This window comes from Oligosphaera ethanolica (assembly GCF_030814695.1).
Classification (GTDB): Bacteria; Verrucomicrobiota; Lentisphaeria; order Oligosphaerales; family Oligosphaeraceae; genus Oligosphaera; species Oligosphaera ethanolica.
Genome location: NZ_JAUSVL010000001.1, coordinates 3,239,687 through 3,260,027 on the forward strand (window position 1 = coordinate 3,239,687; position 20,341 = coordinate 3,260,027).

The window sequence follows — 20,341 nt, forward strand, 5'->3', positions numbered from 1 at the left end:
GAAGAAGACAAATACAAGGGAAGAATGGCGGCATGTCTTGCCGCTGCGCGGCAATTCACGCCGCCGGGGTAAGATTGGGAAGATTTTTTCTCACGCGAAGGCGCGAAGGCGCGAAGAAGACAAATACAAGGGAAGTGGCGGCATGTCTTGCCGCTGCGCGGCAATTCACGCCGCCGGGGTAAGATTGGGAAGATTTTTTCTCACGCGAAGGCGCGAAGGCGCGAAGAAGACCAATACAAGGGAGGATGGCGGCATGTCTTGCCGCTGCGCGGCAATTCACGCCGCCGGGGAAAGATTGGGAAGATTGTTTCTCACGCGAAGGCGCGAAGGCGCGAAGAAGACAAATACAAGGGAAGTGGCGGCATGTCTTGCCGCTGCGCGTGTTTTTCGTGTGGCGGTGCGGCCTGATGGCTCTGCCGGCGTATATTAAGCCGGCAATCGCCCCGCTGTTCCAGGCCGGCCGGAGGCGTGTATTGGGCAGCTTGGCGAGCATTGTGAAAGAATGGATCATGGACATTGTCAACAGCTACCAGGAAGACTACCGCATTCGTTTGAATGAAGCCGGCCCGGGTGGGCGTTTGCGCCTGCACGCGCTTTTCGATTATCTGCAGGACATCGCGTCGCAGCACGCCACTGCGCTGGGCATTGGCCTGCCCGTGCTGATGGAGCGGCAGTTGACCTGGGTGCTCTCGCGTGTTGCCTTCCGTATGGACGAGTATCCACTCTATGGCGACACCGTGCGGGTCAGCACCTACACCAGGGGCTTTGAACGGCTTTTTGCCCTCCGTCAGTTTGAGCTGCATTCGTTGCAGACCGGGCGTCGCCTGGGCGTCGCTTCCAGCAACTGGCTGCTGCTGCGCAGTGACAAGCTTCGCCCCGTGGCGCCGGCCACGGCATTCCCGGCCCTGGCCGACATCGACGAGCAACGGCCGGTGTTTTTCCCCAAGCTGGACAAATTGCCCGACTGCGCGACCGCTGGCCACGAGCAGGAGCATCGCATCGGCCAATTCCAGATCGACTGGAATATGCATGTGAACAACTCGTACTACGCCGTCTATGCGCGCGATTGGCTGGCCGCGCGGTTGGGCCGGCCCGTTCGCCTGGTCGATATGCAGATCAATTTCAATGCGGCGTTGGTGTTTGGTGACACGATGCGCTGTCTGGGCGAGGCTGACGAGCAGCAGTTTCGAGTGGATGGCGTCGCCGCCGATGGCCGGAATGTTTTCCAGGCCGCAGGACATTTCGTAGTGGCTGAAGACGCGGCGGCGGGCTGAATAACCCGCGAGGGGCATGGTGCCGCCAGGCAGTAACCAAGGAAAGGAACGATCGCTATGACATTTCTTCTCAAGACCTGCATGTGCTGTGCAGTGCTGGCGACTGCGACGATGGCCCAGCCGTTGCCGATCTATGTGTCCCGGCAGGGCAATGACGCCTGGAATGGCCGCGCGGCGGTGCCGGGAGGCAACGGCGACGGACCACTGGTAACGCTCCCCGCGGCCCTTGCCGCGGCTCGCCGGCTGCGCGCAGCTGGCGAGGCGCCGGCAGGCGTCGCCATCCGCATCGCGCCCGGCGTGTACGTCCTCGATGACGCCTTACTGCTGAGCTACGAGGACAGCGGTTCGGCGGCCGCGCCGCTGATTATCGAGGGCACGGGCAGTGGCGAAGATCGCCCCGTGCTCAGCGCGGGCAAACGCATCAGTGACTGGGAGGTTGGGGCCGACGGCGTGTGGACGGCGCAGGTGCCGGAGATCGCCGCCGGCGAGTGGCTGCCGCGGCAGCTCTTTGCCAACGGCGTGCGTCGCCAACGTGCGCGCTTGCCGCGCGAGGGCTTTTTGCGCTCGGCGGGGCCGCTGTGGCTAGACAATGACAAAGGCGAGCGGGAAATGTCCAAATTTGGTTTTAGCTACGCGCCGGGTGATATCAAGCGATGGAGCCACTTGTGGCAGGCGGAGATATTGGTTCATCACGCGTGGGAGTCGTCCTGGCATTTTGTGAAAGAGCTTGACGAAGAACGGCACGAGGTCCATTTCACGGGTCCGAGCCGCTACCCGGTGGGCAAGTGGGACGGCGGCCGCATGCGCTATGTGATTGAGAACATCCCCGAGGGTTGCGACGAGCCCGGCGAGTGGTGGGTGAGCCGTGCCAGCGGGGTGGTCACCTACCGGTCCTTGCCGGGCGAAACGCCTGAGAATACCGAGATGATCGGTGCCTGCCGCAAGGAGCTGCTGCGTGTGCAGGGCGATGCCGATGCCGGCTTGCTGGTCGAGCACGTCCAGTTCCGCAATCTGTCCTTCCGGCATACAGATTGGTTCCTAGGGCCGACGGGCTACACCGGGCCGCAGGCGGCGCCGGGCATTGGCCAGGCGATCACGGTGGGCAACGGCACCCGCAATGTGACCTTCAGCGACTGCGAGATCACCCAGTGCGGCAGCTACGGCATCGCGTTCCGCGATGGCGCCGCGCAGTGCGTGGTCGAGCGCTGCCATTTTCACGATCTCGGCGGCGGTGGCGTCCTCATCGGCGAAGACCGTCGGCGAGTGGCGGGCACGGACGAAAATGCCACGCAGTACATCACTGTGCACAACAACCTTATGCACGCGCTGGGGCGGACCTATCCGGCGGCGATTGGCGTCTGGGTGGCGCAAGCCCATCACAACCGCATCACCCACAATGAGATCTGTGATTTGTACTACAGCGCGGTGTCGGTGGGCTGGACTTGGGGCTACGGACCCAATTTCACCCATGACAATCTGGTCGAGAACAACCACTTTCACGATATTGGCCAGGGCCTGCTCAGCGACATGGGCGCGGTCTACACACTTGGGGTGTCGCCGGGGACGGTGGTGCGCGGCAATCACATCCACCACGTCTGGGCCTACAGCTATGGCGGCTGGGGGCTCTATACCGACGAAGGCAGCACCGGCATTCTTTTCGAGAACAACCTGGTTCACCACACCAAAAGTGCGGGCTTTCACCAGCATTACGGCCGCGACAACATCCTGCGCAACAACATCCTGGCCTTCTCGCCCTATGGGCAGGTCCAGCGTTCACGGCAGGAAGAGCACAACTCGTTTACCATCGAACGTTGCGTCATCCTGCAGCAGCCCGGCTGGCCTTTCTTGATCGCTAACTGGTCCAATGGCAATTTTGTGCTGCAGAACAATCTTTACTGGGATGGCACGGAAGACCCGCAGACCTTTGACGACCTCAGTTTCGACGACTGGCAGGCGAAAGGGCACGATGACGGCTCGCTGTTGGCCGACCCGCTTTTCGTTGACGCCGCCAAGGGCGATTTCCGTCTGCGGCCGGATTCGCCGGCGCTGCGCCTAGGCTTTCAGCCCTTCGCTGTCAGCCAGGCCGGTCTGATCGGTGATGCCTGGCGCGCCAAGGCCGTCGTCGTCAGTGCGGCTATTCCGCAGCTTGATGAATGGAAGGACGCCCGTCCACCGGAAAGCGCGACCATCAAGGGCGATTTCCGCTGCGATTTCGAGGGGTTGGCGCCAGGGATGCTGCCACGGCAGATTCGGGTGGCGGGCGCCACACCGCCGGCGCAGGTCGTGGTCACTGACGAGGAGGCCGCCAGCGGTAGCCGCAGTCTGAAAATTAGCGACGCGGCAGGTCTGGCGAAGCCGTTTTACCCCTATGTACATATGGCGTTGAAGGTCCGTCCAGCAAAAATTCGTGTGGCTTTCAGTCTGCGTATTGACGTCAAGGCGAATCTGTGGATTGAGGGCCGCACGGCGGGCTCGCAATACCAGGCGGGGCCGTCGCTGCGTTTTCATGGCGATGGCCGCGTCATCGCGGGTCCGACGCCGCTGGCCGTGACAATGCCGGCTGATAGCTGGATTCGGGTGGAAATGCTCATGGACCTGCGGCCGGGCAGCCCCACGACCTACGATTTGTCACTGACTCCGGCCGGCGCGGCCACCAGCCAGTTTACGTCTCTGCCTTTCAGCGCCAAGGGCTTCAACAGCCTGAACTGGCTGGGCTTCATCAGCGATGCCAAGCACGAGACGACCTCGTACTTGGACGATATAGAACTGCAGTTGCTGCCTTGAAGGACACGCCGGTGGTGGTGGCGTATCGTGGGTGCCGGCGTTGCGTGAGTGCCACGGAGTTGCGGGTATGGCGCTGAAAATGAAGATGCTGTGGCTGGTGCTGTTCTGCGCGGTGATGGCTTTGGCGCTTTGGGTGTCGCTGGCGGCTCGCACTGGGCCGGAGTACGATTATCCGGCGCTGTCGGTTCCTCCCTTTGGGCAAGTGCTGGTCACCATCGTCGAAGCGCGGGGCTTGCGTCCGCCTGCTGACGACAGTCTGCGCATGCAAGAAACAGACATCGACTGGGCCTGGGGCGGTTCTTGGCGCTGCCGCGGCATTTGCTGGCGCGGGTTGTGCTGGCAACGCCGACTGCTGCTGTGGTCGGTGCGGCCGGATGACGCCGCCATGGCCAGTGCGGCACCGCAGTGGCGCAAGGCAGCGACGTCGACATCGGAAGTGCCTTCGTGGTCGGATGACGCCGCTGAACCGCGCTGCCTGACGCCGCTGCTGTTGGCGCTGGCCTCCATTTTGGCGTTGCTGCGCTGGCGCCGATCGGCCATGCAACCGGCGGTGCGGGCGCTGCGGCGGCTCCGGCGCGATAGTGCGGCGGATATTCCTGCTGATGAGCTCGCGCAGATTATCCGCGCGGGTCTCGGCGGCGCGTGGGATGTGCCAGTGCCCGCCGGCGCCAATGTGTCGCCGGCGTTGACGGCGGCGCTACCGGGATTGCTGGCCGAGCTGGTTACGCAGCTTGATCGCGAACGCTATGCCGGCGCGATGCCGACGTCGCGCCAGCGGCGCAGCCGCCTGGACCTCGCCCGGCATTGTTTGGAGCTCGCCCGTGCCCTGCCGGCAGCGGACGTTGCGGGTAAGACTCGCCGGAAGGGCAACGGACTGCGGCCTGGTCGCGATATCCGTGCGCGCGCATCGGGGGGTGGGCGGTCATGACGCTGTCTTTTTCAGAACCGCTGTGGCTGTTGTTGGTTTTGCCGGCGGCGCTGCTTGTGTTGTGGCGGCGGCATCAGCCGCCGGCGGCGTTTCCGGTGCCATCGCTGGAGCTGCTGCCGCCGCTGCCGGCGCGATTGCGGCGTTGGCGCGTGGTCGTCGCGCTGCTCTATGGTCTCAGCGTTCTGTTGCTGATTGGTGCTCTGGCGGGTCCGCAGCTGTCGCTGCTGCGCGTGGTGGCTGACGACGCGCCCTTGGATTTGGTGTTGTTGCTGGACCTCTCGGGGAGCATGGCTGCCGGCGACTGGCCGGCGGCAGGCCCGCCGCCGCAACCGGACGACGTCCGCCTCGAGACGGCGCCGCCCAGTCGCATTGCCGTGGCGCAGGAAGCCATCACGGCGTTGCTGGCGGCCTTGCCGACGGCGCGGGTTGGCCTGGTGGCGTTTGCGGGGCGGCCGTACGTGGTTTGTCCGCTGACGCGTCATCATGGCGTGTTGCTGGAGCGGCTGGCGCAGCTGAGTCCGACGCAGCTCGCAGACGGGACGGCCATTGGCGAGGCCATTCACTGCGGGCTGGACGCACTCGCTGGGGATGAGTACGCAGCACCCGCGCCCACCGCTGGTCGGGCGCGGGTGCTGCTGCTATTTTCGGATGGCGCGGATCATTCGCCGGCTGCGGGCAGCCCCGAGCGCGCGGCGGCGACAGCTGCCGCGCAGGGCGTCGTCGTGCACTGCGTTGGCATTGGTGGTGCGCGTGGACTGCATCCCGTCGTCACGGCGCAAGGTCGGCGTTGGGAGTCCGTCGGTGAAGAGCTTGATGCCGAGCAGCTGCGGCGCATTGCTGCGGCCACTGGCGGGCAGTTCTACCTCGCGGCCGACGCGGCGCAGCTCAAGGCCGTCCAGCGCGAACTCGTCGCCTTGATGGACCGACCGGCGTTGGCACGTCGCGAACGCCGTGCCGTGCCGGTTGCTGGGGAGTGTTTAGCGGCGGCATTGCTGGCGTTGACTGGTGCGCTCGTTGGCGCCGTGGTCCTGCGCATTGATCTGGCCTGAGCGTGTCCGGTGATGGGGCAAGCGTTACCGCCGCGGCCGCGGTTTTGCGGCGAAGTACAGGCAGAGCGCGGCCAGGGGATCGTCAGACGGCGAGAGTAGCAGATAGCCGGCGCCGGCGGCTTTTGCCGCTGCCGCGCTGTTAGCAAGCAAGGCAATGTGGGTGGCCGCAGCGGACTCGCGCCAAACGCGATCTCCAGTGGGCACGGACAGGGTCTGCCCGGTTTTGGCGTCACTGAGGTTCATGCTCGTGCCTTTTGCCGGGAGGGCGGGGGCCCGCTCCAGGATCTGGCAAAGCAGCACGTCGTGGCGTTGGGCTAGGGCGCGCAGGGGCGTGGCGTAGCTCGTATTGCCGATCAGATCGCCGATGACGACCACGCGCGTGCGCTGTTTGCGGCGAGCAAGCAGCTGTTCCATGGCCTCGCCAAGCGATAGCGCGCCGGCGTCTTTGTCGCCGTTTTCGGTATTCATCATCTCCTTGAGCAGTCGTGACAGCTGGCGGCGGCCACGCGCCGGCGGGATGTCCCGCCTGGCGTTTTGAGTAAGGACCATGGCGCCGACTGCGTCCTGGCAGCCGATCGCGCAGGCCGCAAGCAAGGCGGCGTTGCGCAGAGCGCATTGCCAGGTGGCGGCGAAAAGGCGCATGGACGGCGAAGCGTCAAACAGCAGCAGCAGGTCCGTCGAGCGCTCCTCCTGAAAGACTTTGCTGAGTAGCTTACCCTTGCGCAGGGACAGCGGCCAGTGCACCGCCCGTTCGTCATCGCCGGGCTGATATTCCCGCAGCTCGGCAAAATCCAAGCCGCTGCCGTGGTAATGGCTGTGATAGAGCCCGGCGAGCGCGTCCTGGGCGTCGCGCCAGGCATGCAACGCGTAGAGCCGCGCCAATTCGTGGCTGTCCTGGGTGAGAGGAGGCGAAGGTGATTCCGTTGTAGTGCTGTGCGTTGGCGACATGCTGTGACTTGCTGTGGGGGGAGAAAACGGCTGGCGACGGCGCGTTACTATAGGCACGCGACTAACAAAAGCCGAATATTCAGTGTAAGTACCTACCCAGGCGATGGCGCTGGTTGGGACAATGGACAGCGTGGACAGCGTGGACAGCGTGGACAGCGTGGACAGCGTGGACAGCGTGGACAGCGTGGACAGCGTGGACAGCGTGGACAGCGTGGACAGCGTGGACAGCGTGGACAGCGTGGACAGCGTGGACAGCGTGGACAGCGTGGACAGCGTGGACAGCGTGGACAGCGTGGACAGCGTGGACAGCGTGGACAGAGATTGGGGCGGTAGCAGGTGCGCCATGCTCGGGTGCTAGGCTTGGGTCCACCAAGTCCACCAAGTCCACCGAGTCCACCGAGTCCACTGAGTCCACCAAGTCCACCGAGTCCACCGAGTCCACCGAGTCCACCGAGAAGACGCGTCGGGCTTTGGGGTGGGTGTGGTGCTCCGCAAGGGCGTGGGGTGGCGTGGTGTTTTGGAAATAGGGGTTTTACTGCTTGAAAGGGCCTGTGTTGCCAGTATGTTTTCCATCTTCATTGCCGTGGTTGAATTGGCGTTCCCGCCGGTGTTTTTTTAGATCAGACAGAGAGGCTACCATGAAAAATCAGACATTGCAGCTGGCTGTGCTGACCACGTCCCTGGCGGTGTTCAGTGTTATGGCGGCGAGTTATTATGTCGGGCCTGGCGGTCGTGATGACCAGGTCGGCAGCATTGAAGCGCCATTTGCGACGCTTGAGCGGGCGCGAGATGCGGTGCGGGCGGCGAAGACAGATGGCGTGGCGGGGCCGCACGACGTGGTGTTGTTGCCGGGCAGGTACTCGCTGAGTGCGAGCTTCAAGCTGGGTGCGGCGGATGCGGGTACGGCGTCGGCGCCGGTAGTGTATCGCGCGGCGGAAGCTGGCACGGCGCGGCTGTTGGGATCGACGGCGATACCGGCGGCGGCATTTCAGCCGGTGACGGACGCGGCAGTGCTGGCCTTATTGGAGCCTGCGGCGGCGGCGAAGGTGCTGGTGGCCGACCTGGCGGCGCTGGGTTTCCCGGCGCAGAAAGAGATTATTGCGCGTGCCGGTGGCGGCACGACGGAGTTGCCGGAGCTGTTCTGCAATGAGGAACGCATGCAGTTGGCGCGCTGGCCTGACACGGATTGGGCCGAGGTCGAGACAATCATTGATGGTGGCGCTGTGCCGCGAACGGGCAAGGCCACGGCGAGCGAGCATCCCGGCGGCATCTTCCAATACAAAGAGGACCGGCCGGCGCGCTGGAGTGTGGAACGCGGCATCTGGCTGCGTGGTTACTGGTGTTTTGACTGGTCCGAGAGCGTCATTAAGGCGTCCATGCTCGACAGCGCGCAGAAGCGCATTGGCCTAAGTGCGCCGCATACCTACGGACTACGGCAGGGCAATCCATCGCCCCGGCGCTGGTACGCATTGAATCTGTTGGAAGAGTTGACGCGGCCGGGCGAATTTTATGTCGATGCGGCGGCGAACAAGCTTTATTTCTGGCCGCCGGCGGATTTAGCGACTGCGCGGGTGTCTTTGACGACGAACAAGGGTGCGCTGATTGAGCTTGACGGCGCGGACGACGTGTGGCTGCAGGGCCTGCTGCTGGAGGAAGCCGGCAGCGGCATCAGCGTGCAGAACAGTTCGCGGGTGCGCATTGAGGGTTGCACGGTGCGCAATATGCATCATCTGGGCATTGAGTTGCGGGGCGGCCGCGAGCACGAAGTGCGGTCTTGCGACGTGCATGACACGGGCACGGGCGGCATCTCTCTTTTTGCTGGCGACTACAAGACGCTGACGCGGGGCGACAGCCTGATCGAGAATTGCCACATCTGGCGTTTCGCCGTGCACAAACTGACCTATTCCAACGGCATCACGCTGGCGGGCGTGGGCAATACTGCGCGGCACAACCTGCTGCATGACGCGCCGCACATGGCCGTCGGCGGTGGCGGCAATGACAATATCTTCGAGTACAACATTGTGCGCCACGTCTGTCTGGCGGCGGACGATTCTGGCGCGTACTACAAGGGGCGCAATCCGGCGCGGCGGGGCAACATCGTCCGCTACAACTTCTGGCATAGCATCGGCAAGCCCATGGGCCACGGCGTGGCGGCAGTGTATTTTGACGATGGCGACGGCGGCGACGCGGTGATCGGCAATCTGTTCTTCCGCTGTGGCGATCCGGGCAAGGGCTCTTTCGGCACGGTATTTTCGCATGGCGGGCACGATCTTTTGGCCGATAACAACATCTTCATAGAGTGCAAACGGCCGTTGGGGTCGTCGCCGTGGAATGACAAGCGTTGGCGGGACGCCATGAACAGCAAGCTCTACCAGGACCGCCTGACCAAGGAGGTCGATATTCGGGTACCGCCTTACACCACGCATTATCCCGCGCTGGTCGGGTATTTTGACGAGAAGCTCAAGGAGCCGCGCGTGAGCCCCGCTCGCCGGAATTTGCTCGTGATGTGCGCGGAGCCCAAGAGCGGCAATTGGCAGCTCGATGACAGCAACTGGATTACCGAGGAAGACCCGGGCTTCGTCGATATCAATGGCGGCGATTTCAATTTCAAGGCCGACGCGGCGGTGTTCAAGCACATACCGGGCTTTGAGCCGCTGCCCCTGGCGAAGATGGGTTTGTACGTGGACAGATGGCGCAGGCAGGTGGAGCGCGAGGAATGGACCCTGCCGCCGCCGCGTCCGCTGCCGCCGCTGAAGCAGCTGCGGGCCGCTGCGCGTGGGCCGGTGGCACCGAAGGGCAACGCGCCGGTATTTGGTGCCACGCGCATTGCTGCCGCGCCGCGCATTGACGGCGTGGTCGATGAGGCCGAGTGGGGCGGGCTGCCGGCCGCTGGTGCGATGGTATTGGCCCATCATTACGACGGTACGGCGGTTCCGGCGAATCGCCAGAGTCGCGCGTGGTTGCGTTATGACGACCAGGCCTTGTACGTGCTGGTGCGTAGCAGCATCGATCCCGCGACGAGCCTGAGTGGCAATACCTGGGGCAGCGACGACGCGGTGGAGCTGGCTGTGCGGCCCCTGCCGGCGGCGGGCGCCGCGCTAGCGCCGGCGGCACAGCGGCCGCTGATCAGCGTTGTGCGTGCTTATGGCAATGGCTTCCTGTGGTTTGGGATGACACCGGATGCCGCGGACGACCCCTTGAATCAGGAGCCCGCTCCCTGCGCGTTTGCGGCGTCGCGGCCCGCGCCTGGCGAATGGGTGGCGGAGCTGGCCATCCCCTTCAGCAAAATAGATCTGGCGGCGGGACAACCCGGCCGCTGTGCCTTTAATATCACGGTGCGCAAAGCCAAGGACGACCTGTGGGTGATGTGGGAAAGCACGCGCGGGCATTCGTTCAACGCGGACGCGGCGGGCATCCTCGAGTGGAAATGACCATGGGCGCCGGCGGCGGCCGCGCGGCGCCCACAACAGCATTGGAAAGCGAAGGATCATGCGGGACAAACTGAAGATACTGACCATCGGCAATAGTTTTACGGACAGTCTGGCGCTGTATTTTCCGGCCGTGGTGGCGTCGGTGCCGGGTTGCGAGTTGCATTTTGAGCGTGCCAATCATGGCGGTTGCGAGTTGCATCGGCATTGGAGCTACATTGAGAACGAAGAGCGCGACCGGGTGTACAGCATGTACCAGGATCGCCGCTGGAAGATGCGCGAGATACTTGCCCGCGAGCCGTGGGACATGGTTAGCATCCAGCAGGCCAGCCATGCGAGTTGGCGGCCAGAGACCTTCCAGCCCTTCGCGACGAACATCCACAACTACGTCAAGACTCACGCGCCGCAGGCCGAAGTAGTCATCCAGCAGACGTGGTCGTATCGGCTGGACGATCCGCGCATCATGCCCGGTGGTGACTGGGCGATCGACCAGACCGAGATGTACGAACGCCTGACCAGCAACTACCGCGCGTTGGCCAAGGAGCTGTCGTTGCGGGTGATACCGACTGGCTATGCCGTGCAGTTGGCGCGCGCTGCGCAGAAAGCGCCCTTCGTCAATTACGACCCGGCGCTGATGACGACCCTGCGTTGGCCAGACCTGCCGGCGCAGGCCGGATCGCTGGTCGGTCGCATCTGGTGGACGAAGGACGCCGCCAGCGGCGAGATGAAACTGGGGCGGGACACCATTCACCTCAATCAGCGCGGAGAGTACCTCCAGGCCTGCGTGTGGTTCGCTTTTCTCTACGAGCGGCCTGCCACCGACATTACGTTCGTGCCGGATGTCATCGGCGCCGAAGACGCGGCGTTTTTGCGCAAGATCGCCCAGCAGGCCGTCGCCAAATTCCCGCAGGTCAAGCGGCCGGGCCGGCGCGTGCAAGCCAAGTGAGCTGAAGGCCCCATGTCTGAATTCAGCATCCCATACTGCTACGAAACGCATTATACCGAAGACGTTTTTGCGCCGGCGAATGACGTGCTCTGGCGCGCGTTACAGGGCGTTGGCGCGGCGCCGGTGCGGGTCTTCTTCGTAGTCGAAGAAGAGCTCCTGCAGTTTTATCCCGGACTGCCGGCGGCGATAGCCGGCTATTGTCGGGCGCATGCTGACGTCGTGCGCCTGGCGGCGGCGCCCTTGCTGCAAGCCGGCGGCGAGCACTGTAAGGACATCGCGGTGAGCCTGCGGCTGTGCGAGGCCTTCCTGGCGGCGCGGCTGTGCCGTCAGAGCTGCGTGGTGATTGTCGGCGGCGGCGCGTTGCTGGATGTGGCGGGCTTTGCGGCGGCGATCTTTCATCGCGGTCTGCGGCAGCTGCGCATACCGACTACGGCGCTGTCGCAATGCGACTCCGGCGTCGGCGTGAAGAACGGCGTGAATTTTCTCGGCAAGAAGAATTTGCTGGGTTGTTTTGCGCCGCCGTTGGCGGTGATTAACGACGCGGCGTTTTTGCGGACCTTGCCGGTGGCGATGGTTTCGGCGGCGGCGGCCGAGGCGGTGAAAGTAGCGATGATCAAGGACCGCGAGTTTTTTGCGTGGCTGACGGCGCAGGCGCCGGCGATCATGGCTGGCGACCTCGCGGCGTTGTCGGCGCTGGTGCGGCGTTCGGCGGAGATCCACGAGCGGCACATTGCGACCAATGGCGATCCCTTCGAGTACGGCAGTGCCCGGCCTCTGGATTTCGGGCATTGGTCGGCGCATAAGTTGGAGATGCTTTCGGAACAGCGCCTAAGTCACGGCGTTGCCGTGGGCATGGGCATGCTCATAGACTGTCGTTATGCGGTACTGAAGGGCATTTTGGCCATTGACGCGTACGCGTCGCTGCGGACGTTGTTGCGTTCCTTCGCGCTGCCCTTTGCCGGGGCGGTGCTGGAGCTGCGTGACGACGCTGGCCGGCGGCTGGTCATGGCGGGCTTGGAGGAATTCCGCGAGCATCTCGGCGGGCAGCTGCACATTACGCTGCCGACAGCCATCGGTGCCAAAGTTGAAGTGACGGCGATTGATGACGCGCGCATGAACGAGGCGATGGACCTGGTTCTTAGAGACGAATGAGGCGTGATGGACCGGGGCGTGGCAGAGCGCGTTTGACAAGCAAAGAGAGCGGGTAAGACAATGAAACGAATGGCGCTACTGGTGTTATGCGGATTACTGCTGCCCGTCTGGGGCGGCGAAGTCCGGATCAGCGAGGACGGCCGGACCATCATCAGCGTGACCTGCTGGACTTTGCCGGATCCGACCCGGACTGACACCAACAACCGCGCCAACGCGGCGGTGGTCAAGGAATTCATCCGCCGCTACCCGGAGATTTTTGCCGAGCGTTACCGCACGAAGTACGAAGCCGATCCGGCGACCTATGGGCAGAATGACTGGCGGCAGGTCGAGATTGAGCTCAAGCGTTTTTCGGGCATCCAGGTCGAGGGCATGGGCATGGACTCGGGGCCGCTGATGGCTATTGCCGGCGGCGTCGCGCCTGACGTCATGTACGTGAATTTTCGGCAGTCGGACACCTACATCCAGGAGGGTTTCCTGCGACCGCTGGACTTGCCGGAGGACAACTACGCGGCGTCGATGACGACGGACGAGCTGTCTTTCATGATCCACGACAAGGTGTGGCCGGTGCTCAAGCGCCGCGGCCCCGGCGGCGCGGAACACATCTGGGCGCTGCCCATGGGCGGCGTGCTGGGAAAGGTTTTTTTCTACCGCAAGGACCTGCTGGATGCCGCAGGTGTGCCATATCCGACCAACGACTGGACTTGGGAGGACCTTTTTGCCGCGTGCAAGAAGATCACCCAGCCGGACAAGGGCATTTACGGCATCCGTTTCGGCAGCGGGCCAGCCGAGAGCTGGTACTGGATCAACTTCCTCTGGTCGGCCGGCGGCGAAGCGATGGTGTACGACGCGGCGGCCGACCAGTGGCGGGCGGCCTTCAATGACCGCGCGGCGGCAGTCGCGCTGGATTTTTACCTGCGGCTGATCAGCGAACAGTGGGTCGAGGAAGTCGGCGGCGTCCAACGGCGGCGCTACGGCTATGCGACCAAAGAGACTGACGCCGGCCAAAAGTGGGATTTGGGCCAAATCGGCTTCTTTCCGACCAATATCGACGAGCGGCTGTTTACGACCATTGAGCCGGACATTGTCGGCATGGTCGCAGTGCCGTGGGGGCCGGCGGACGAAAATGGCGTGCGCCATCGCGGCTCGGAGCTCAATTCGCGCATGCAGGGCATTTTTGCGGGCTGCGACAATCCGGTGGTGCGCGATGCGGCGTGGGAGTATCTGCGTTTTTCCGAATCGCGCGATGCGGTGGAAATCCGTACGCGGGTGATGGTCGAGGGCGGTCTGGGGCGTTTCGTCAATCCGCGCTACCTGCGGATGTTCGGCTATGAGGACCTGATACGGCTGGCACCGCCCGGCTGGGAAGAGACCTTCAACATCTCCATTGAGGTCGGCAAGCCCGAGCCCTACGGCCGCAACTGCCAGCTGGTGTATCATCAGATGACCAAGCCGATGAATGCGGCCGAGACGCTGGCACTCGCCGGCGAACTGCCCTTGAGTACGGCGGTGGAGCGCGAGCAGGCGACGTCGGAACAGCTTGAAGCGCGTCTGCAGATTTTGCAGGGGCTGCTTGAGAAGGGCACGGCCGACGCCAACGAGAAGATGGTCGGCATCCTCACGCCCAAGCAGAAAGCGCAACGGCGGCTGGGCGCCGCTGCGGCACTGGTGGCCATCGTGGTCGCTTTCACGCTGGTGTTCCGGCGCGTCATCAAAGTCTTCACGCCGCCGCCGATTCTGGGCATGGAGCAGGGCGGCTGGCATTTTTACAAGTATCGTTGGGCGTATCTGATGTTGGTGCCGGCGTTGCTGTCCATCATGGTCTGGCGCTACATTCCCTTGGCGATGGGGTCGGCGATGGCCTTCCAGGACTTCCGCATCATGGGCAATTCCACGTGGGTGTGGCTGGACAACTTTGGCAACGTGCTGTGGGACGGCGAGTGGTGGCTGTCGGTCTGGAATTCGCTGCGCTACTGTTTTCTGGTGGTGATGCTGACCTTCTTGCCGCCGGTGATCCTGGCGGTGCTATTGCAGGAGATACCCTACGGCAAAGTGTTTTTCCGCACGGTGTATTATCTGCCGGCGGTGATCACGGGCCTGGTGGTGATCTATCTTTGGCGGTCCTTCTATGAAAAGACCGAGTTCGGCGTGCTTAATGCGGTGATTCTGAAGATCCCGGCGATCGGCTTCATCGGCTTGGGCGTGCTCTTCTTTTTCATCATGTTTTTCTTTGCGCAGCGGCTGTTTGTGCACGAGAAGTACCTGTCGGCGCTGGGTTGTCTTGGCGCTGGCGTGCTGATGTTCGTCTTCTTCTGCCGTTTTACGGCGCCGATCTTCGCTGACGCGTCGTCGGGCTTGTCCTTGCCGCTGCGGCTTTTTGCGACCATGCGCGATCCCTACCGCTGGCTGGAAGACCCCAAGACCGCGATGATTTGCTGCGTGCTGCCCATGGTCTGGGCCGGCATGGGCCCGGGCTGTCTCATCTACCTGGCGGCGCTCAAGGGCATCGCCGACGATTTCTACGAAGCCGCTGATATCGACGGCGCGACCTTCGCGGACAAAATCCTCTTCGTGGTCATACCGATATTGCGGCCGCTGCTGATCATCCAGTTCGTGGGTGTATTCATTCGTTCCTGGGAGAATTCGGCCTTCATCATGGCGATGACCGGCGGTGCCAGCCGTACGGAGGTGGCGGGCCTGCATATCTTCTACAAGGCCTATTTGTACCTGAAATTTGGTCCGGCGACGGCGATGGCGTGGATTTTGGGCTTCCTGCTGATCGGCTTCACGGTCTACCAGCTGCAGATCCTCTCCAGACTCGAATTCCGCGCTTCCGGGGCGAAGAAATAACCGCATTTTGACACGGGAATCGCACCTATGGCAATCATCTCAGCAATTGGCCGCAAGCAGTGGAAAGTGCGTTGGCTGTTTTTCGGCATCTACGCCTTTTTGCTCATTGGCGGCGCGACCATGGTCTATCCCTTTCTGCTCATGCTGTCAGGCAGCACCAAGAGCGCCATGGACATACAGTTTTTTGACGCCTGGCCGCGCTTTCTGCACGACGATGGCTGGATGTGCGCCAAGCACCTGGAGGGCCTCTTCAACGAACGGCTGATGGATCTGAACATCTGCTATGACCGTGATGAAATGGCCTTCAATAAGATGGCGCCGTCGCTGGAACACAACGACGCGCTCGCGGGCGCCTGGGAGGAGTTTTTGGACGCCACGCCGTTGCCGGCCTACGCTTACGCACCGGGCTACATCGCCACGCCCATTTCGCGGACGATTCCGTCGGCCCTACGCGAGTTCAAGCAGGAGTTGGCGGCGAGCTACGGGCCGGATATCCTCGCCGTCAACCGCGAACTCGGCACGGAATTCGCTGGTTGGTACGGCGTGTACGTCATCGTGCCGAGCTACTTGATGCGCCGCGAAAAGCCCCTGGATACGCCCTACGTCCGCGCGCTGAACAGCTTCACGGGCAGGCAGTCCTACGGTCTGCGCTACTACTTTTCGCCGCAGGGCTTCTACAAAAAGCAGTTTCTGAAGACGCAGTACTCGCAGGACATCGCGCAGTACAACCGCAGCCACGGCACGGCCTACGCATCCTGGGACGACGTGGTGCTGCCGCGGCGCTACCCGGTGGCGGGGACGCGGCAGGAGCAGGACGACTGGCTGCGCTTCGTCAAGAGTTCGCTGGCTCTGCACTGGCTGCGGGTCGATCCGGCCGCCGCGGCGGATTTCCAGAACGTGCTGCGGCTGCGGCATGGCGATATCGCTAGCCTCAACCGCCTCTATGGCAGCAGCTACGCGTCTTTTGCGGACGTGCCGATTTGGGACGACGTTCCCAGCAACGGCGTTGCGCAGACGGACTGGGAGGCGTTTATTGGCGGCTATCGCGATCCCGCCAGCGGGCAGGTTGTCAGTGTGGCCAAAGAGCACCTGCGGATTCACAGCGTGGAATTCATGTTCCAAGACTGGCTGTTGGCGAAACACGGCACCGTCGCAGCGGCGGCGCTGGCGCTGGGTGCGTCGTGGCAGCGGCTGGAGGATGTCGTTATGCCCCAATGGGACTGCCACCTGCGCTATTTCACGCAGAACGTCAGGGCTTTGCGCTGGGAATTCGTAACGCGCAATTATCGCGCGGTGGCGGACTACTTGCTGTTTCACGGGCGGGGCATTTTCAACACCATCGTCTATTGCGGCCTGGCGATATTGACGGCGCTTTTGGTGAACCCGCTGGCGGCCTACGCCATGAGTCGTTATCGCATGCCGACGTCCTACAAGATACTGCTGTTTTTGATGTGCACGATGGCTTTTCCGGCGATGGTTACGGCCATCCCGAGCTTCATCATGCTGCGGCAGCTGAATCTGCTCAATACCTTCGCGGCGCTGATTTTGCCCGGCATGGCCAATGGCTATTCGATCTTCCTGCTCAAGGGTTTTTTCGACTCGCTGCCCAACGAGCTCTACGAGAGCGCACAGCTTGACGGTGCCAATGAGTGGGTGCTGTTCTGGCAGATCACCATGAGCCTCTCCAAACCCATCCTGGCGGTGATCGCGCTTAACGCCTTCACGGCGGCGTACTCGAACTTCATGTTCGCATTCGTGGTCTGTCAGGACCGCAAGATGTGGACGATGATGGTGTGGCTCTACGAGTTGCAGCAGAGCAGCGGCCAGGCGGTCATGTACGCGTCGCTGGTCATCGCGGCCATACCGACCTTCCTTATCTTCCTCTTCTGCCAGAATGTGATTATGCGCGGCATCGTGGTGCCGTCGGAAAAATAGGCGCCGGCAGCACGCGGTGCCAGTGGATGGACGATATGAGTCTTGAGCTTTGTCATTGCATGAATGTGTTTCCCGGCACGACGCCGGAGGAGAAGATGCGCGCTTTTGCCGGCCCGCTGGCCGACCTGCGGCACATGCTGCCCGGCGCAATGTCGCGGCCCTTCCCGGTGGGCGTGTGGATTGACGCGGCGACGGCGTCGGCCCTGCAGGCGTCGGGTCGCGTCGGCGAGTGGACGGCACGTATTCGCGACCAGGGCTACTATGCCCGCACGGCCAACGCTTTCCCCTACGGCGTCTTTCATGGCCAGGAGGTGAAAACCGCTGTGTACCACCCCGACTGGACGACGCCTGAACGCCTGCACTTCACGACGGCCGTCGCCGACATCCTTTGCGAGCTCATGCCCGATGGCCAGGACGACGGCGCGATTTCGACTCTGCCCGGCGGCTACAAGGAACACGTCCCGGCGGCAAAACTGCCGGCGCTGGCCGCGAATATGCTGGCGGCGGCGGCGGCCTTGCGCGATCTGCGGGATCGCCGCGGCAAAACGATCCGCCTGGGCTTCGAGATGGAGCCGGATTGCCTGTGGGAGAGCGTAGAGGAATTTGCGGCTTTTTACAACCGCTACATCCGCGGGCACGAGCTGGCGGAATTCATCGGCGTGTGCTATGACACCTGCCACCAGGAAGTCATTGGTGCGCGGCCGGGCGCCGGTCTGGACTACCTCGCGGCACAGGGCATCCCGGTAGTGAAGATACAGCTTAGCGCGGCAGTGCGGGCGCCGGCCGGCCGCGCTGCCAAGGAGCTCCTGCGCGAGCATTTCCAGGACCGCGTGTACCTGCATCAGACCTGCGCGGTGGACGCGGCGGGGAAGGTCCGTGCACGCTGGCGGGACCTGCCGGACGCGCTGGCCGCCGAGCTGTGGGATCACGACTGGCTCTGCCATTTCCATGTGCCGGTGTATCTGCGTGAATTCATGGGCGGACTGCGGGCCGCCAACGCGGAATTGCTCGCGGTGCTCGAACGCCTGCAGCAACAGCCGGCGCCGCAGTGTGTCCTGGAGATCGAGACCTACTCGTATAATGTCCTGCCCGATGCCGTGAAAAGCGCGTCGCTGGCCGCGTGTATGCAGCAAGAAATGGCCTTCGTGCAGGAGGCGCTCGGAACGCGCTAAGCCGCAGAGGGCGTTTTGTTATCCGCAGATTCCGCAGATTTTTTTGCTCACGCGAAGGCGCGAAGGCGCGAAGAAGATGGCAAGGAAGATTTTTGCTCACGCGAAGGCGCGAAGGCGCGAAGAAGAGGCGGCATGTCTTGCCGCTAGGCGGCAAGTCACGCCGCCGGCAAGAAGGCAAGGAAGATTTTTGCTCACGCGAAGGCGCGAAGGCGCGAAGAAGATGGCAAGGAAGATTTTTGCTCACGCGAAGGCGCGAAGGCGCGAAGAAGAGGCGGCATGTCTTGCCGCTAGGCGGCAAGTCACGCCGCCGGCAAGAAGGCAAGGAAGATTTTCGCTCACGCGAAGGCGCGAAGGCGCGAAGAAGAGGCGGCATGTCTTGCCGCTAGGCGGCAAGTCACGCCGCGGGTTATGTAGCGGCACGGCATGCCGTGCCGCTGGAGTCGGTCACGCGAAGGCGTTTTATCATGGCGAATTTTTCATTATTGATCAAGCCGGCATCGGGCGACTGCAATTTGCGCTGTCGTTACTGTTTTTATCTGCCGAAGCGCGAGTTGTTCGGGCCGGGCGCGCACCGCATGAGCGCGGAGGTGCTGGAGACTCTGACGCGGAAATTTCTGTCGGTGCCGATGCCGGTGCATACATTCGGCTGGCAGGGCGGCGAGCCGACGCTGATGGGCGTGGAATTTTACCAGCAGGCGGTGTTTTTTCAGCGCCGCTACGGCGCCACGTGTGGCCCGATTGCGAATTCGTTGCAGACCAACGGCACGCTGTTGGACGCCGCCTGGGGGCGTTTTCTAGCGCAGGCGCAGTTTCTGGTGGGCATCAGCATTGACGGACCGGCTGAGCTGCATGACATCAGCCGTTTACATGGCGATGGCCGCGGCAGTCATGCCGACGTCATGCGCGGCTTGGGCGTGCTGCGGGAGCACCGCGTCGAGCACAATGTGCTGACGCTGGTGTCCCATGCCAACGAAGACCACGCCGAAACGGTCTACAATTATCTCGGCGAGCTGGGCGTGAACTATCAGCAGTATATCGAATGCGTGGAATTCGGGCCCGACGGCCAGCGCCAACCCTTTGCGCTTAGTCCGGGCAAGTGGGGTGAATTCCTCTGCCGGATCTTCGACCTGTGGTACCCGCGGGACACGCGGCGGGTGTCCATACGCCTATTCGACTCCATTTTGTCACGCTTGCTTACGGGTGCGCCGACCATCTGTGCCATGAGTGGCGATTGCCGGAACTATTTCGTCATTGAGCATAATGGCGGGGTCTATCCCTGCGACTTTCAGGTGCGGCCGGAGCTCCTCCTGGGCAATATCCTCACGACGGACTTTTCCGCGCTGCAGCAGCAGGAGAAATACCGTTGCTGGGGCCAGCAGAAGAATCCCCACCAGGCCAAATGCGCGGCCTGCCGCTTTCTGCCCTTGTGCATGGGCGACTGCCCGAAAAACCGCCACGGCGGCTTGAGCTATCTCTGCGAAGACTGGCAGGTCTTTTACCAGCATACCATCGGCCGCTTCGAAGAACTAGCGGCGGCGCTCAGCGCCGAACAGCAGGCAATGGCCGCAGCCGCCCAGAAGCCCGGCGCAGTGCCACGCACGGGACAGGCTGCGGCGCCTGGGGCAACGTCGGGGGCGGTCGCTGGCCCGCAGCCAGGTGCCTACAGTGGCCCGCCGGTTGGTCGCAACGACCCTTGTCCCTGCGGTAGCGGTAAGAAGTACAAGAAGTGCTGCGGGAAATGAGCCCTCGTTGGCGGTGATGCTACCGCGTAATCCAAACGGTAACAGCATTTTGTGCATCTTTATGCTTGTCTGGCTGCATGCGGCGGCTTATTTTCGGGGAGAGTCGTTTTTTGCGCACCGCTGTCGACTTGTCGAG

Annotated in this window: 13 protein-coding genes; 12 read left to right on the plus strand and 1 reads right to left on the minus strand. The window is 63.0% G+C overall.

The window, feature by feature from the left end; genetic code table 11:
* The first annotated feature begins 509 nt into the window (after positions 1–509).
* From J3R75_RS11165 to J3R75_RS11180, 4 genes are all read left to right on the plus strand, one after another.
* A complete protein-coding gene (locus J3R75_RS11165; RefSeq protein WP_307261605.1) occupies positions 510–1,274 on the plus strand; it encodes an acyl-[acyl-carrier-protein] thioesterase in 765 nt (254 codons plus the stop codon).
* 57 nt (positions 1,275–1,331) lie between these two features.
* Positions 1,332–4,058, plus strand: coding sequence for a right-handed parallel beta-helix repeat-containing protein (locus tag J3R75_RS11170; protein WP_307261606.1), 2,727 nt, complete (start codon positions 1,332–1,334; stop codon positions 4,056–4,058).
* A 67-nt stretch (positions 4,059–4,125) separates the two neighbouring features.
* Positions 4,126–4,986, plus strand: a complete 861-nt coding sequence (locus J3R75_RS11175) for a hypothetical protein (RefSeq protein ID WP_307261607.1) — start codon at positions 4,126–4,128, stop codon at positions 4,984–4,986.
* Complete coding sequence (locus J3R75_RS11180; protein WP_307261608.1) at positions 4,983–6,035, plus strand: VWA domain-containing protein; 1,053 nt, start codon at positions 4,983–4,985, stop codon at positions 6,033–6,035. Before J3R75_RS11175 ends, J3R75_RS11180 begins: the two co-directional genes overlap by 4 nt.
* 24 nt (positions 6,036–6,059) lie before the next feature.
* On the opposite strand, the gene J3R75_RS11185 is transcribed toward J3R75_RS11180, so the two are convergent.
* A complete protein-coding gene (locus J3R75_RS11185; protein WP_307261609.1) occupies positions 6,060–6,983 on the minus strand; it encodes a DUF58 domain-containing protein in 924 nt (307 codons plus the stop codon).
* Positions 6,984–7,104: 121 nt separating this feature from the next.
* Between J3R75_RS11185 and J3R75_RS11190 the strand changes: the two genes are divergently transcribed.
* The 8 genes from J3R75_RS11190 to J3R75_RS11225 all read left to right on the plus strand — a co-directional run bounded on the left by J3R75_RS11190 (position 7,105) and on the right by J3R75_RS11225 (position 20,205).
* Positions 7,105–7,341 carry a hypothetical protein gene (locus tag J3R75_RS11190; protein ID WP_307261610.1) on the plus strand — a complete coding sequence of 79 codons (237 nt, stop codon included), beginning with the start codon at positions 7,105–7,107 and terminating at the stop codon, positions 7,339–7,341.
* A gap of 280 nt (positions 7,342–7,621) precedes the next feature.
* Positions 7,622–10,414: a right-handed parallel beta-helix repeat-containing protein gene (locus J3R75_RS11195; protein WP_307261611.1), complete on the plus strand. Its 2,793-nt coding sequence runs from the start codon at positions 7,622–7,624 to the stop codon at positions 10,412–10,414.
* Between the two features lie 58 nt (positions 10,415–10,472).
* The gene (locus J3R75_RS11200) at positions 10,473–11,357 is read left to right on the plus strand and encodes a DUF4886 domain-containing protein (protein ID WP_307261612.1); all 885 of its coding nucleotides are present in this window, start codon (positions 10,473–10,475) and stop codon (positions 11,355–11,357) included.
* A 12-nt stretch (positions 11,358–11,369) separates the two neighbouring features.
* Positions 11,370–12,509, plus strand: a complete 1,140-nt coding sequence (locus J3R75_RS11205; RefSeq protein ID WP_307261613.1) for a 3-dehydroquinate synthase — start codon at positions 11,370–11,372, stop codon at positions 12,507–12,509.
* Between the two features lie 60 nt (positions 12,510–12,569).
* Positions 12,570–15,356, plus strand: a complete 2,787-nt coding sequence (locus J3R75_RS11210) for an extracellular solute-binding protein (protein ID WP_307261614.1) — start codon at positions 12,570–12,572, stop codon at positions 15,354–15,356.
* 27 nt (positions 15,357–15,383) lie between these two features.
* Positions 15,384–17,291 (plus strand): carbohydrate ABC transporter permease, encoded by a 1,908-nt coding sequence (locus tag J3R75_RS11215; protein ID WP_307261615.1) that lies wholly within the window; start codon positions 15,384–15,386, stop codon positions 17,289–17,291.
* A 35-nt stretch (positions 17,292–17,326) separates the two neighbouring features.
* Positions 17,327–18,463: a metabolite traffic protein EboE gene (eboE, locus tag J3R75_RS11220; protein ID WP_307261616.1), complete on the plus strand. Its 1,137-nt coding sequence runs from the start codon at positions 17,327–17,329 to the stop codon at positions 18,461–18,463.
* A gap of 464 nt (positions 18,464–18,927) precedes the next feature.
* Positions 18,928–20,205, plus strand: coding sequence for an anaerobic sulfatase maturase (locus J3R75_RS11225; RefSeq protein ID WP_307261617.1), 1,278 nt, complete (start codon positions 18,928–18,930; stop codon positions 20,203–20,205).
* Positions 20,206–20,341: the final 136 nt, after the last annotated feature.

Bases quoted from the DNA above. Each gene is read 5' to 3' on its own strand.
- J3R75_RS11165 (WP_307261605.1), top strand. From the start codon at position 510: ATGGACATTGTCAACAGCTACCAGGAAGACTACCGCATTCGTTTGAAT.
- J3R75_RS11170 (WP_307261606.1), top strand. From the start codon at position 1,332: ATGACATTTCTTCTCAAGACCTGCATGTGCTGTGCAGTGCTGGCGACT.
- J3R75_RS11175 (WP_307261607.1), top strand. From the start codon at position 4,126: ATGGCGCTGAAAATGAAGATGCTGTGGCTGGTGCTGTTCTGCGCGGTG.
- J3R75_RS11180 (WP_307261608.1), top strand. From the start codon at position 4,983: ATGACGCTGTCTTTTTCAGAACCGCTGTGGCTGTTGTTGGTTTTGCCG.
- J3R75_RS11185 (WP_307261609.1), bottom strand. From the start codon at position 6,983: ATGTCGCCAACGCACAGCACTACAACGGAATCACCTTCGCCTCCTCTC.
- J3R75_RS11190 (WP_307261610.1), top strand. From the start codon at position 7,105: ATGGACAGCGTGGACAGCGTGGACAGCGTGGACAGCGTGGACAGCGTG.
- J3R75_RS11195 (WP_307261611.1), top strand. From the start codon at position 7,622: ATGAAAAATCAGACATTGCAGCTGGCTGTGCTGACCACGTCCCTGGCG.
- J3R75_RS11200 (WP_307261612.1), top strand. From the start codon at position 10,473: ATGCGGGACAAACTGAAGATACTGACCATCGGCAATAGTTTTACGGAC.
- J3R75_RS11205 (WP_307261613.1), top strand. From the start codon at position 11,370: ATGTCTGAATTCAGCATCCCATACTGCTACGAAACGCATTATACCGAA.
- J3R75_RS11210 (WP_307261614.1), top strand. From the start codon at position 12,570: ATGAAACGAATGGCGCTACTGGTGTTATGCGGATTACTGCTGCCCGTC.
- J3R75_RS11215 (WP_307261615.1), top strand. From the start codon at position 15,384: ATGGCAATCATCTCAGCAATTGGCCGCAAGCAGTGGAAAGTGCGTTGG.
- eboE (WP_307261616.1), top strand. From the start codon at position 17,327: ATGAGTCTTGAGCTTTGTCATTGCATGAATGTGTTTCCCGGCACGACG.
- J3R75_RS11225 (WP_307261617.1), top strand. From the start codon at position 18,928: ATGGCGAATTTTTCATTATTGATCAAGCCGGCATCGGGCGACTGCAAT.